Origin of the sequence: Streptomyces sp. NPDC051776 (assembly GCF_040681345.1) — a bacterium.
Lineage (GTDB): Bacteria > Actinomycetota > Actinomycetes > Streptomycetales > Streptomycetaceae > Streptomyces.
Genome location: NZ_JBFAYQ010000014.1, coordinates 94,491 through 107,076, shown reverse-complemented (window position 1 = coordinate 107,076; position 12,586 = coordinate 94,491). Strand labels below are relative to the sequence as shown.

Below are 12,586 nucleotides of genomic sequence, written 5' to 3'. Positions count from 1 at the left end.
ACGGAGCCCAGCGGGGATCGTCCGTGTAATGTTCGATCCATGGCCGATTCCGTACCTCTGGATCCGGTAGATCTGCAGATTCTGCGGCTTCTGCAGAACGACGCCCGGACCACGTACCGCGACCTTGCCGCGGAAGTCGGCGTGGCGCCGTCCACCTGCCTGGACCGTGTGGCCCGGCTGCGGCGGGCCGGAGTGATCCTCGGCCACGAGCTGCGTCTGGACCCGGCGAAGCTCGGGCGCGGTCTGGAGGCCCTGCTGCTGGTGCAGGTACGGCCGCACCGGCGTGAGCTCATCGGCCCGTTCGTGGACCGGATCCGCGCGCTCCCTGAGTCGCGGGCGCTGTTCCACCTGACCGGTCCGGACGACTATCTCGTCCACGTGGCCGTGACCGACACGGCCGATCTGCAGCGGCTGGTGCTCGACGAGTTCACCTCACGGCGTGAGGTCGCCCGGGTCGAGACCCGGCTGATCTTCCAGCAGTGGGAGTGCGGGCCACTGCTGCCTCCGGGACCGGATGCCCAGCGCCCGTCTCCAACGTAGTGTCGCCGGCCCGAAGGGCGGGGCAGAGGCGACTTCTGAAGACGGGGCTCAGGTGTGCTCAGTGATCCCCTCGGCCCCAGCCGCGCGGGGGGCCGGGTCCGGATGGCGCCGCGCATCACGGGCGCAGGAGGCCGGGGCGCCGCGCATCCGCGTGGAACGAGGGGTGGGCCTTCGCGGCCGAATCGCGGCGAACGGGATGGTGGTGACGCGGGCGCGGGTCACGTACGAGGATGAGCCCATGTCCGACAACATCAGCAGCCCGTTGCCCCGCCAGGTCGCCGACGCATACGTGGACGCGCTCATCGACCTCGACCCGATCACCGGCACCTACCTGGGCGATGCCGAGAGCTCGACCCGGCTTCCGGACTTCTCCCCGGCCGGGCAGGAGGCCCTCGCCGATCTGGCCCGTACGACACTGGACCGGCTGTCAGAGGCGGAGGCCCGGCCGGGCGCCGGCAGCGACGCCGAGCGGCGCTGCGCCCGGCTGCTGCGCGAGCGGCTGACCGCGGAACTCGCCGTGCACGAAGCCCACGAGGGGCTGCGGGCGGTCAGCAACATCCACTCCCCGGTGCACTCGATCCGTACCGTCCTCACGGTGACGCCGGTCGAGACGGCGGAGCACTGGGCGGCGATCGCCGAGCGGCTGCGCGCCGTCCCCGCCGCGCTGGACGGCTACCGCGCCTCGCTGGCCGAGGGCATCGAGCGCAAGCTGCCAGCGGGCCCGCGGCAAGTCGAGACCGTCATCGGCCAGTTGGACGAGTGGGTGGGCAAGGACCGCAGCTGGTTCGCGGAGTTCACCTCCGCGGGACCGAAGGAACTCCGGACCGACCTCGACATGGCGGCGGCCGTCGCGACCGGCGCGTTCGAGGATCTGCGCGACTGGCTGCACGACACGTACGCCCCGTCCGTCCAGGGCGCCCCGGACGTGGTGGGCCGCGAGCGCTACGCCCGGTGGTCCCGCTTCTGGAACGGTACGGACCTGGACCTGGACGAGGCATACGCCTACGGATGGTCGGAGTACCACCGGCTGATGGCGGAGATGCGCACCGAGGCGCAGAAGGTCCTCCCCGGCGCGGCCACCCCCTGGGAGGCCATCAAGTACCTGGACGAGCACGGCAAGCACATCGAGGGCGTCGAGGAGGTGCGGGTCTGGCTGCAGGGCCTGATGGACGAAGCGATCGAGGAATTGGACGGCACGCACTTCGAACTCGCCGAGCGCGTCAGGAAGGTCGAGTCCAGGATCGCCCCGGCGGGCGGTGCGGCGGCCCCGTACTACACGGCACCGACCGTCGACTTCTCCCGGCCGGGCATCACCTGGCTGCCGACCATGGGCGAGACCCGGTTCCCGGTCTACGACCTGGTGTCGACGTGGTACCACGAGGGCGTTCCCGGGCATCATCTGCAGCTGGCGCAGTGGGTGCACGTGGCCGACCGCCTCTCGCGCTACCAGGCGACGGTCGGCGGGGTGAGCGCGAACGCCGAGGGCTGGGCTCTGTACGCGGAGCGGCTCATGGACGAACTGGGCTTCCTCTCCGACGCGGAGCGGCGGCTGGGCTACCTCGACGCGCAGATGATGCGCTCGACGCGGGTCATTGTCGACATCGGCATGCACCTGGAGTTGGAGATCCCGGCCGACTCGCCGTACCACCCGGGCGAGCGCTGGACGCCCGAGCTGGCACGGGAGTTCTTCGGCATGCACAGCGGGCGTCCGGACGACTTCGTGGACAGCGAGCTGATCCGCTACCTGGGCATGCCGGGGCAGGCCATCGGTTACAAGCTGGGCGAGCGTGCCTGGCTGAAGGGCCGGGAGGCGGCGCGGGCGGCGCACGGCGACTCCTTCGACCTGAAGAAGTGGCATATGGCGGCGCTGTCGCAGGGCTCTCTCGGTCTCGACGACCTGGTGGAGGAGCTGTCCCGGCTCTGAGGCAGCTGCTGGAGCCCTCGCCGACAGGCGGGGGCCGTCGGTTGTGCGGCCCGGCGGGTGCCCGCCGGGCCGCACAACCGACGCGCCTGCTTACGCCCCCTGCGCGTGCTGAGAAGTGGTCGGCGAACCGAGCCCCCAAGTCCCTCGCGCCAGCCCCTCTTCACTGAACAGAGGCGTGCGAAGAGGGGGATGCTGCCTCAGGCGTCCGCGGTGCGCAGCGGCGGCGGTCGGGTCGGCGGGTTCAGCAGTCGGCGGGTTCAGCGGCCGGCAGTTTTCAGCGGCCGGCGGGATCAGCGGTCAGCCCGCCGGGTGGTGGCGCAGGGACGAGCCGGTGCGGGTCTTTGTGACCTCCAGCCGGGCCGGGATGCGCCGCCGCAGCTCGGCGACGTGGCTGACGATCCCGACCGTGCGGTCGCGCTCGCGAAGGGAGTCGAGGACGTCGAGGACGTCGTCGAGCGTCTGCTCGTCAAGGCTGCCGAATCCCTCGTCGATGAAGAGGGTGTCGAGCCGGGTGCCTCCCGCCTCCTCCGTGACCACGTCCGCCAGGCCCAGGGCCAACGAGAGCGAGGCGAAGAAGGTCTCGCCTCCGGAGAGGCCGGCGGTGTCGCGCTCGCTGCCCGTCCACGCGTCGATCACATGCAGGCCGAGTCCGGACCGGAGACGCCCGCCGGCCCTGGCATCGGAGTGGACGAGGGTGTAACGCCCGGAGGACATCCGCGCCAGGTGGGCGCTCGCCGCCGCGGCGACCTGTTCGAGACGGGCGGCGAGGACGTAGGACTCCAGGCGCATCCTTCGCTCGTTCTCGGCGGAGGTTCCGGCAGCGAGCCCAGCGAGGCGTGCCACGCGGTCGTACTCGCGCCGCAGCGGGGCGAGTTCACGTGCGCGGGTCTCGGCCTCGGCGCCGATGGCGTCGAGTTCGGTGCAGCGTGTCGCGGCGGACGCCTCGGCGGCTGACGCGGTGCGCAACCGGCGGGTGGCCGTGTCGACGCCGGCCTGGGCTGCTGCGCCGTCGGCCGGCGGGCGGTCCGCGGCCGTCGCGAGGCGGTGGTCCGCCAACACGGCGGCGACGGAGGCCGCTTCCGCCTGCCACTGGTCGAGGCGGTGCTGCAGCTCCCGCCACTGGGCCGCGTCCAGCACGGCCTCCGCGGCTGCTTCCGGCGTGTCGAACTTGGCCCGGTAGGCGGCATCGGCGAGTCGCGCGTCGGCCTCCTTCAGCCGCTGCGCCGTCGCCTCGGCCGTGCGGACGGCCGCGGCCGCTTCGGAGAGCAGCGTCGCGTGCCGCTCAAGGCGTGCGGCGCGGTCGGCGACGCTCGGCGCGTCGCCACGCGCCCGCTCCACTTCGGCCTGCGCCTCGGCGAGTTGGCCGTCCAGCACCTGCTGCCTGGAGGCGCGCGCGGAGACGCGGCGTCCGGCCTCTTGCTGGGCGGCACGCCGAAGCTCGTACTCCCGCTCGGCTGCGATGAGTGCTTCGCGGGCGTCATGCGCGTCGGCGGCGGCGGTGCGCGCGTCGGCGTGGGACCGCCGCAGGTCCTGGACCTCGTCGCGGAGTCCGACGGTGGGCGTATCGCCCGCTGCCGAGCACGCGGCCGCCAGGGATTCGCGCACCGCCCGCACCTGGCCGTCGGCTTCCTCCCGGTCCGCGTCGGCCCGCTGGTACGCCTGGAGCGCCGCGTCCTCGGCGGCACGGTCCACATGGTCGTCGGCGGCGCGCGCCGGTGCGGGGTGCTCGGTCGCGCCGCACACCTTGCACGCCTCCCCCGGGCGGAGAGAACCGGCCAGTTCGGCGGCGATACCGGCCAGGCGCCGTTCCTTGAGGTCGAGCCAGTGCTCCCGCGCGCCGGACGCACGGCGCCGGGCCCGGTCCACCTGATCCTCGGCCCGGGCCAGCCGGGACGTGAGCCGATCGCGTTCCTCGGCGGCCTCGAGCCGCTGGAGTGCCTGGGCGACCTGGGCGCCGAGCTGTTCGGCGCGGGTGGCGGCGTCCTGCGCGGACTCGATGCGCCGCCGGAGTCCGTCGCGAACCGACTCCCACGATGAGAGCCAGCCCTCGGCCTCGCGCAGGAGGTCGTCGTCGGACCGTGCCTCACGGTCGAGGGCGGAGCGCTCGGCCGCCATCCGGGCCGCCCGTTCCTCGGCGCCCCGTGCGGCGGCCAGCCCGCCCAGCTCTTCGCGGAGTTCGCGCTCCAGGGCGGCGAGCCGGTCGGCGGAGGCCTCGGCGAGACCGGGGGGCAGGGCGCGGGCTTCGCGTGCCAGAGCCGACCGGCTCTCCCCCAACACCGCTGCGGCGGACCGGTGTTCGCGCTCTGCCGCAGCGCGCAGTTCGAGTGCGGGGACGACCTTCTCCGCCGAGCGGGCCCGGTCCATCCGGGCGCGCACGCGGTCGGCCTCCTCCCGGCGCGTCTCGAGCACCTCGGCGCGACGCCGGGCCTCGGCGTGTCGTTCCTGGAGGGCAGCGAGTTCTCGTACGTCTTCGGCGTGTCGCTGGGCCCGTCCGTGATCGTTCTCGGCGGCCCGCACGGCTGCCACCGCGATGGCGTGACGCTCGCGTGCGCTCGTACGGGCGATGGCCGCCCGCTCCAGGACGGCATGCGCCAATCCCGGTTCGCCGGGGGACGGTTCGGGGAGCGGGTGGTCCTGGAGGTCGGCGGTCTCGCCCGCGGCCTGGGCCATGCGGTGGGCGAGGCCGAGGAGGCGTTCGTCGCCGCTCCTCACCCTTTTCTCCGCGGCGCGCCGCAGCTCCGCGAGCCGGTCCTCGACGGCCGCGAAGCGCCGGGTGTCGAAGAGCCTGCCGAGCAGATGGGCTCGGGCCTCGGCGTCGGCGCGCAGGAAGCGGGCGAAGTCGCCCTGGGGCAACAGGACGACCTGGCAGAACTGCTCCCTGCTCATACCGAGGAGCTGCCCGATCTCCTCTCCCACTTCCTGGTGGGAGCGGCTCAGGGCCTTCCAAGCGCCATCCGGCTCGCCCGGCCGCTCCGCTCCGGGAGCGGTGCGCTCGCGAAGCCGCGTCTGGGCCTTGTCCCGGGTGAGCCCCTCTCCCCGCTTCTTGGGCCGCAGCTGCTCGGGGCGGCGTGTGATCTCCAACCTCCGTCCGCCGACGGTGAGTTCGAGCCTCACCTCGGTGGGGGTGCTCGGGTCGGCGTGGTCGCTGCGCAGGGACTGCCCTCCCTGCCGGGCGCCCGGCACGCCGCCGTACAGCGCGAAGCAGACGGCGTCGAGCACAGAGGTCTTGCCCGCGCCCGTAGGGCCGTGGAGCAGGAAGAGACCGGCCGCGGACAGCTCGTCGAAGTCGACGTCCTCGGTGCCCGCGAACGGGCCGAAGGCGGTGATCCGCAGTCGGTGCAGCCTCACCCGGCCACCTCATTCAGCGCACCGTCGGCCCGCACCTCGTCCAACACGCCGTGGAGGACGGCACGTTCGCATTCGTCCGGCCCGGCGCCGCCGCGCACGTGGGCCACGAAGTCCTCGGCGATCTGCCGGTCCGTACGCCCCTTGAGCCGCTCCGCATATCGGGTGTGCGGGTCCTCGGCGGATCTCTCGGGCGCGAAGACGAGGCTGAGGACATGCGGGAAGCGCTCCGCGAGTCGGGCCATGGGCTCATGCGGGCGAACGGGGTCGGTGAGCGTCGCCTCCAGCCACGCCTGTTCGTGCGGTGCGTACTGCGGGTCGGCGAGGAGGTCCTCGATGCGGCCGCGGATCCGGGCGAGGGGCCGGGGCACGGGGCAGGCGATCCGCTCGGCGGTGACGGTGTCCCCGGCCCCGAGGTCGATGAGCCACATGCTCTTCCGGTGGCCGCTCTCCGAGAAGGAGTAGGCGAGGGGCGAACCGGAGTACCGGATGCGGTCGCTGATGGCCTGACAGCCGTGCAGGTGTCCGAGCGCGACATAGTCGATCCCGTCGAACAGCTGGGCCGGGACGGCCGCCACCCCGCCGACCGTGATGTCGCGTTCGCTGTCGCTCGGCGCGCCGCCCGCGACGAACGCGTGGGCGAGGACGATCGAGCGGGTGCCGGGCGGGCGTGTCGCGAGGTCGGCGCGCACACGGTCCATGGCGCTGCGGAGGACTGCGGTGTGTCCGGGCACTTCGGCTCCCAACTCCTCCCGGACCAGGGCGGGTTCAAGATAGGGCAGGCCGTAGACGGCGATGTCGCCGTGCTCGTCGGTGAAGAGGACCGGCTCGGCGCAGCGGCCCGGGTCCGTCCGCAGGTGGATGCCGGCACGCTCCATCAGGCCGGAGCCGACGCCGAGACGGCGGGCCGAGTCGTGGTTGCCGGAGATCATGACGGTGGGCACTCCGAGTCCGGCCAGCCGGTGGAGCGCGCTGTCGTACAACTCGACGGCGGGCAGCGGCGGTACGGCCCTGTCGTACACGTCACCCGATACGAGCACCGCGTCGACGCGCCGGGTCCTGGCGGTCTCGACGAGATGGTCGACGAATGCCTCTTGCGCGGAGAGGAGGCTCACCCGGTGGAACGACCGGCCGAGGTGCCAGTCGGATGTGTGAAGCACTCTCAACAGCAGACACCGACCTGCACGTTCTTCCTTTCTCCACCCCTGCGGCCGGCGCCGTCCGGCGGGAGCGCGGACACCGGCACCGACCACCGTAACCCGCCGGGCCTCACACCGATCACGGACCTCGGATATTGACCCGCGTCCGCGCCGTTCCCCGCCCTGGGGACACGGCCGGAGCCCGGCCCGTGTCTCAGGACAGGGGACCGGGCTCCGGAGGGTGTGCGGCAGGTGGGCGGCGTGGCGGGTGGGCGCGTGCCGTTACGCGCGCCCACCCGGCCGTGCGGCCTACTCGACGACGAGCCGGACGTCGATGTTGCCGCGGGTGGCCTTGGAGTACGGGCAGTAGGCGTGGGTCTTCTCGACGAGGTCGCGGCCCGCCTCGCCCTGCAGGTGCTCGGGCAGCTCGACCCGCATGACCACGGCGAGGCCGAAGCCGCCGTCGGTGTCCTTGCCTATGGAGACCTCGGCGGTCACGGAGGCGTCCTTGACGTCGATCCGCTCCTGGCGGCCGACGGCCCCCATCGCGCTGGCGAAGCACGCGGCGTAGCCCGCGGCGAAGAGCTGCTCGGGGTTGGTGCCCTGTCCGTTGCCGCCGAGCTGAGCCGGGAAGGCGAGCGGGAGGTCGATCCGGCCGTCGGAGCTGACGGCGCGACCCTCGCGGCCGTTGGCGGTGGCGACAGCGGTGTACAGCGCGTCCATGAGTTCCATCCCTGGTTGTCCGTGGAATCCGACGGAGATGACTACAGCACACAATTCAGTTGTGCGCAACTCAATGACGCGCGGTACTCTGGGGCTCATGGAGACGCCGACCACCGCACCCGAGGAGGAACTGCTCCGCCTCGAAAACCAGATCTGCTTCTCGCTGCACGCCGCCTCGCGAGCGTTCAACAGCGCCTACCGAACCGTGCTCAAGGACCTCGGCCTCACCTATCCCCAGTACCTGGTCATGCTGGTGCTCTGGGAGCACGGCGAGCTTCCGGTCAAGCGGATCGGCGAGCATCTGCGCCTGGATTCGGGGACGTTGTCCCCCCTGCTCAAGCGCCTGGAATCGGCGGGCTACGTGGAGCGGCGGCGCAGCGCCGACGACGAGCGCTCGGTCACGGCCCGCCCCACGGCTGCGGGGTACGGGCTGCGCAAGCAGGCACTGGACGTTCCACGCAGGATCGCGGCGGCGACCGGGTTCTCGCTGGAGGAGATGCGGGAGGTCCGCGCCCGCCTGCGGGCGCTGACGGAAACACTGGACGCCGCGGACCTCGACGCCGTATCCGGCGACTGCACCGGCCTGTGATACGTATGCGTCCGGTCCTCGCTCCGCGTGCGGACTCCGGTGCGTAACCGACCGGCCCCTGATCCGTACGCGCCCTGCGCCCGGCGCCCCTCCCCCGCCCGGGATCAGCCCCCGGTGGGCCCGCCGCGCCAGGTCGGCCGGTCCCGCCGCCCGACGGCGACCTCGAAGGTGGCGCGCGCGAGCAGGCGGGTCGAGTCCAGCGTGGGCAGCGGCGAGACCTCGGGCGTCACCAGGAGCGGGATCTCCGTGCAGACCAGGGCGACCGCGTCGCAGGCCCGCGCCGCGAGCCCTTCGATGACGCGGACGTACTCCCGGCGCGATTCCTCGGTGAACACACCGTTCACCAGCTCCTCGAAGTTGATCTCGTTGATCAGGTCCCGGTCCCCGACGTCCGGCACCTCTGCGGCGATGCCGCGGTCGGCCGGCTCCCGCGGGTAGAGGGGACCGTCCATCGTGTAGGTCGTGCCGAGTAGGCCGACGCGCCGGCGGCCCTCCCGGGCGGCCCGGTCCGCGACGACGGCAACGAGATGCAGGCCCGGAAGGGCCAGGTCCTCTCCCGGCTCTTCCGGAGCCAGGTGCGCGGTGTTGTCCGGGCAGACGAAGAACTCCGCGCCCGCACCGGCCAGTCGGCGCACGCTCTCACCGAGCGTGGCGCGGATCGAGATATGGTCCCCTGCCTCCCATGCGGGCATGCTGCGCGCGAGGGCGATGCAGTCCAGGGTCACGTCCGGGTGCTCATGGGGCCCAGTTCACGGATCCCCTCCTGGCAGAAGGCGCGGAAGCACAGCGCCGCCCCTCCGTGCTGTGCGCGAGAATTCCGAGGTGCTGCACGGGACCTCCTGGGCGGGGGGGTCCTTCGTGGCGGGGTGGTGGGCCCGGACTCCCCGCGTCGTACGGCAGAGGCATCAGACCGTTCCATAGGCTTCGCCGCCGAGTTCGAGTACGGCCGTGCCCGCGGTGGTATCGGCGAGCCAGGACCGGAAGGCGTCGACCTCCGCCTCGGGCAGCCCGATGTCCATGGTGACCTCGTCCGCGTACCGGACCTCCCGCACCTCGCGGCCCGTCGCCCTCAGATCGTTCTCCAGCTTTCCCGCTCGCTGGTGGTCCACGGTGACGGTCGCCAGCCGGAAGCGCCTGCGGGTGATGGTGCCGAGCGCGTCGAGCGCCTCGCCGACCGCACCGCCGTACGCCCGGATCAGCCCGCCGGCCCCGAGCTTGACGCCACCGTAGTAGCGGGTGACGACGGCGACGGCGTAGCGCACTTCGCGGCGGAGCAGCATCTGCAGCATGGGGACCCCTGCGGTGCCGCCCGGTTCACCGTCGTCGCTCGCCTTCTGCAGGCCGGCGTCGGCGCCGATGACATACGCCCAGCAGTTGTGCGTCGCGGTCGGGTGTTCTCGGCGGATGCGCCGGACGAGGTCCTGCGCATCCTGCTCGGTCGCGGCCGGGGCGAGCGTGCAGAGGAAGCGCGACTTGTTGATCTCGATCTCGTGCACGCCCTCGCGCGCGACCGTCCGGTACTGCTCCTGCATTCTCCTCACCCTATGCCGGGCGCCGGGAATGGCTGCGCCCGGCCCGTGGTTGACGGGGGCATGTACGCAGACGAGGCGACGATCCGCAGGATTCTGACCGCCACGGGCGACACCTGGGCGGTCGTCGGCCTGTCCACCAACGACCGCCGCGCCGCCTACAGGGTCTCCCGTGTGCTCCAGCGCTTCGGAAAGCGCGTGGTGCCGGTGCATCCGAAGGCGGAGACGGTGCACGGGGAGCAGGGGTACTCCTCGCTGGCGGACATCCCGTTCCCGGTGGACGTGGTCGATGTGTTCCTCAACAGCGACCTGGCCGGGAAGGTGGCCGACGAGGCGGTCGCGATCGGGGCGAAGGCCGTCTGGTACCAGCTCGGGGTCGTGGACGAGGACGCGTACGCGCGCACCCGCGCGGCAGGGCTCGACATGGTGATGGACCGCTGCCCTGCGATCGAGATCCCGCTGCTGGACTGAGCGCGTGCCGGACCGGGCGCGGCCGGGTGGGGTGGCTGCGCCGCCCCGCCTGGTCAGCCCGCCAGGCCGTCGAGCACGGCCGCACCGGGAAGGCCGGCGAGCGCCTTGCCCGGGACGAGCAGCTTGCCGCGGCGCCGACCGCTGCCGATGACGACGTACGGCACCTCGACGACAGCGGAGTCCACCAGCACGGGCCAGCCCTCGGGCAGCCCGATGGGTGTGATGCCGCCGTACTCCATTCCGGACTCCCCCACGGCCATGTCCACGGCCGCGAAGGACGCCTTGCGCACACCGAGATGGCGGCGCACCGCCCCGTTGACGTCCAGGCGGGTGGTGGACAGGACCATGCAGGCGGCCAGGGTGACGGTCTGACCGCGTTTGCCCGCGACGACGACGCAGTTGGCCGACGCATCGTGGAGTCCCGGTCCGTAGGTCTCGGCGAAGACGGCGGTGTCGGCCTTCTCCGGATCGGTGTCGACGTACAGGAGGTGCTCCACGGGGACCGGGCCGCTCCATGAGCGAATGCCTTCGGCGACGGCCGGGTTGAGCTCGTCCAGGGCCTCGGTGGCGGGCCGGACCGAGTCGAAGTTTCCGATGGGAGCGCGCATGTCTGCCACGCTAACAGCAGCCGGGCGCGGGCATCGGCGGGGCGCAGGCGGGCATCGGCGCCGCAGGCGCGGACGACTCAGCGCACCGGCGGGACGGACACCGTCATGGTCATCTCGAGCGGTTCCCCGCCGTCGTTGCGGTAGGTGTGCGAGCCGCTGGCCTCGAAGCTGGCCGAGGCACCCGCGGGCACTTGGTACTCCTCGGCATCGACGACCAGGGTGAGCTCGCCCGTGGTCACGTGCACCATCTCGAACGTGCCGCTGGGGTGGGGGTCCGAGGTGCTCCCGTCGCCGGGCATGAGGCGCCAGGCCCAGAGTTCGAGCGGGCCGGGCGCCTGGGCGCCGGTGAGCAGCGAGACCGAGCTGCCGGCGTCGGTGGACCACATCCGTACGGCCTGGTCGGCGGGGACGATCCGGACCCGGGGCTCGTCGTCGTAGTCGAGCAGGGTGGTGATGCTGACGCCGAGGGCGTCGGCAAGCTTCACGGTCGTCCCGACGCTGGGATTCGTCCGGGCCTGCTCGATCTGGATGATCATGCCCCGACTCACTCCGGAACGTGCGGCCAGTGTCTCCAGGGTGAAGCCCCGCTGCGTGCGCCAGTGCTTGATGTTGCGCGCGAGGGACTGGGTGAGGTGGTCGAGGTCCGTCACGTCCGCCGTTCCGCCGTTCCGTTCAATATTGTGGATGACAGAGGTCAATGGGATGTACTACGGTGTGCTATACCCCAGCGTTCACTCCACTGTACTGCGAGGTTTCCGATGACAGCCGTTTTCGCCCTGGCCACCAGCTTCCTGTGGGGGCTGGCCGACTTCGGCGGCGGGCTGCTCACCAAGCGCATCCCGGCCCTCACCGTGGTCGTGGTCTCGCAGATCCTGGCGGCGACCGTGCTCGGCGCGATCGTCATCGCGACGGGGGGCCGGCACGAGGCCGGGCCGCAGCTGTGGTTCGCCGTCGCGGCGGGCGTGGTGGGACCGGTCGCGATGCTGTGCTTCTACCGCGCGCTGGCGCTCGGGCCGATGGGCGTCGTCTCGCCCCTCGGGTCGCTGGGGGTCGCCGTCCCCGTGGGGGTCGGGCTCATGATCGGCGAACGCCCCGGGCTGCTGCAGATGGCCGGGATCGTGGTGGCGGTGGCGGGCGTGGTGCTGGCGGGCGGACCGCAGCTCCGGGGCGCGCCGGTGCAGCGCCAGGCCATCCTGCTGACGCTGGTGGCCGCGTTCGGGTTCGGCTCGGTCATGGCGCTGATCGCGGAGGCCTCGACCACCGTCACGGGCCTCTTCCTCGCGCTGTTCGTCCAGCGGGTGACCAATGTGGTCGTCGGCGGTGCGGCGTTGTATGCGTCGGTGCGGCGCGGCGGCGACGCCTTCCCGGAGGACGGCGGCTGGCGGACGATACGCACGTCGCTGCCCGCGCTCGGTTTCGTCGGGCTCGCGGACGTCGCGGCAAACGGCACGTATGCGATGGCCGCCAACCACGGTCCGGTGACCGTCGCCGCCGTGCTCGCCTCCCTCTACCCCGTGATCACCGCCGTGGCAGCGCGCGGTTTCCTCAAGGAGCGGCTGCGGCTGGTGCAGGCGGCGGGAGCGGGGCTGGCCCTGTTCGGGACGGTGCTTCTGGCGGCGGGCTGAGCGGGAGGATGCTTCTGGTGCCGGGCTGAGTGGAGTCGGCCGGACGTTCGCGAGGGGGGCGGCGGCCGGACGTCGACGGTGAACCGAGCGATG

General features: G+C 72.4%; 12 protein-coding genes. 5 read left to right on the top strand and 7 right to left on the bottom strand.

The window, feature by feature from the left end; genetic code table 11:
* Positions 1-39: 39 nt before the first annotated feature.
* Complete coding sequence (locus AB0M26_RS14240) at positions 40-540, top strand: Lrp/AsnC family transcriptional regulator (protein WP_365259714.1); 501 nt, start codon at positions 40-42, stop codon at positions 538-540.
* A 238-nt stretch (positions 541-778) separates the two neighbouring features.
* Positions 779-2,464: a DUF885 domain-containing protein gene (locus AB0M26_RS14235; RefSeq protein ID WP_365259711.1), complete on the top strand. Its 1,686-nt coding sequence runs from the start codon at positions 779-781 to the stop codon at positions 2,462-2,464.
* A gap of 297 nt (positions 2,465-2,761) precedes the next feature.
* Here AB0M26_RS14235 and AB0M26_RS14230 read toward each other — a convergent pair whose 3' ends face one another.
* The 3 genes from AB0M26_RS14230 to AB0M26_RS14220 form a co-directional block, all read right to left on the bottom strand.
* Positions 2,762-5,812 carry an SMC family ATPase gene (locus AB0M26_RS14230; RefSeq protein WP_365259708.1) on the bottom strand — a complete coding sequence of 1,017 codons (3,051 nt, stop codon included), beginning with the start codon at positions 5,810-5,812 and terminating at the stop codon, positions 2,762-2,764.
* Positions 5,809-6,975, bottom strand: a complete 1,167-nt coding sequence (locus tag AB0M26_RS14225; RefSeq protein ID WP_365259705.1) for an exonuclease SbcCD subunit D — start codon at positions 6,973-6,975, stop codon at positions 5,809-5,811. The genes AB0M26_RS14230 and AB0M26_RS14225 overlap by 4 nt, the downstream gene beginning before the upstream one ends.
* Before the next feature lie 282 nt (positions 6,976-7,257).
* On the bottom strand, positions 7,258-7,671 hold the full coding sequence (locus tag AB0M26_RS14220; RefSeq protein ID WP_365259823.1) for an organic hydroperoxide resistance protein: 414 nt from the start codon (positions 7,669-7,671) through the stop codon (positions 7,258-7,260).
* A 97-nt stretch (positions 7,672-7,768) separates the two neighbouring features.
* Between AB0M26_RS14220 and AB0M26_RS14215 the strand changes: the two genes are divergently transcribed.
* Positions 7,769-8,260: a MarR family transcriptional regulator gene (locus AB0M26_RS14215; protein WP_365259702.1), complete on the top strand. Its 492-nt coding sequence runs from the start codon at positions 7,769-7,771 to the stop codon at positions 8,258-8,260.
* Between the two features lie 104 nt (positions 8,261-8,364).
* Here the strand turns inward: AB0M26_RS14215 and AB0M26_RS14210 are convergent, their stop codons facing one another.
* On the bottom strand, positions 8,365-8,985 hold the full coding sequence (locus AB0M26_RS14210) for an amino acid racemase (RefSeq protein ID WP_365259699.1): 621 nt from the start codon (positions 8,983-8,985) through the stop codon (positions 8,365-8,367).
* Between the two features lie 180 nt (positions 8,986-9,165).
* The gene (locus AB0M26_RS14205; protein WP_365259696.1) at positions 9,166-9,792 is read right to left on the bottom strand and encodes a YigZ family protein; all 627 of its coding nucleotides are present in this window, start codon (positions 9,790-9,792) and stop codon (positions 9,166-9,168) included.
* A gap of 60 nt (positions 9,793-9,852) precedes the next feature.
* On the opposite strand from AB0M26_RS14205, the gene AB0M26_RS14200 reads away from it, so the two are divergent.
* On the top strand, positions 9,853-10,260 hold the full coding sequence (locus AB0M26_RS14200) for a CoA-binding protein (RefSeq protein WP_365259693.1): 408 nt from the start codon (positions 9,853-9,855) through the stop codon (positions 10,258-10,260).
* Between the two features lie 53 nt (positions 10,261-10,313).
* On the opposite strand, the gene AB0M26_RS14195 is transcribed toward AB0M26_RS14200, so the two are convergent.
* Together AB0M26_RS14195 and AB0M26_RS14190 are read right to left on the bottom strand one after the other, a co-directional pair.
* A complete protein-coding gene (locus AB0M26_RS14195; RefSeq protein ID WP_365259690.1) occupies positions 10,314-10,868 on the bottom strand; it encodes a YbaK/EbsC family protein in 555 nt (184 codons plus the stop codon).
* Between the two features lie 77 nt (positions 10,869-10,945).
* On the bottom strand, positions 10,946-11,518 hold the full coding sequence (locus AB0M26_RS14190; protein ID WP_365259820.1) for an XRE family transcriptional regulator: 573 nt from the start codon (positions 11,516-11,518) through the stop codon (positions 10,946-10,948).
* A 108-nt stretch (positions 11,519-11,626) separates the two neighbouring features.
* Here AB0M26_RS14190 and AB0M26_RS14185 point away from each other — a divergent pair, with 108 nt between their 5' ends.
* Positions 11,627-12,493, top strand: coding sequence for a DMT family transporter (locus AB0M26_RS14185; RefSeq protein ID WP_365259687.1), 867 nt, complete (start codon positions 11,627-11,629; stop codon positions 12,491-12,493).
* Positions 12,494-12,586 lie beyond the last annotated feature (93 nt).

What these genes read in the sequence shown, in the direction of transcription:
- AB0M26_RS14240 (WP_365259714.1), top strand. Translation starts at nt 40, where the DNA reads ATGGCCGATTCCGTACCTCTGGATCCGGTAGATCTGCAGATTCTGCGG.
- AB0M26_RS14235 (WP_365259711.1), top strand. Translation starts at nt 779, where the DNA reads ATGTCCGACAACATCAGCAGCCCGTTGCCCCGCCAGGTCGCCGACGCA.
- AB0M26_RS14220 (WP_365259823.1), bottom strand. Translation starts at nt 7,671, where the DNA reads ATGGACGCGCTGTACACCGCTGTCGCCACCGCCAACGGCCGCGAGGGT.
- AB0M26_RS14215 (WP_365259702.1), top strand. Translation starts at nt 7,769, where the DNA reads ATGGAGACGCCGACCACCGCACCCGAGGAGGAACTGCTCCGCCTCGAA.
- AB0M26_RS14205 (WP_365259696.1), bottom strand. Translation starts at nt 9,792, where the DNA reads ATGCAGGAGCAGTACCGGACGGTCGCGCGCGAGGGCGTGCACGAGATC.
- AB0M26_RS14200 (WP_365259693.1), top strand. Translation starts at nt 9,853, where the DNA reads ATGTACGCAGACGAGGCGACGATCCGCAGGATTCTGACCGCCACGGGC.
- AB0M26_RS14195 (WP_365259690.1), bottom strand. Translation starts at nt 10,868, where the DNA reads ATGCGCGCTCCCATCGGAAACTTCGACTCGGTCCGGCCCGCCACCGAG.
- AB0M26_RS14185 (WP_365259687.1), top strand. Translation starts at nt 11,627, where the DNA reads ATGACAGCCGTTTTCGCCCTGGCCACCAGCTTCCTGTGGGGGCTGGCC.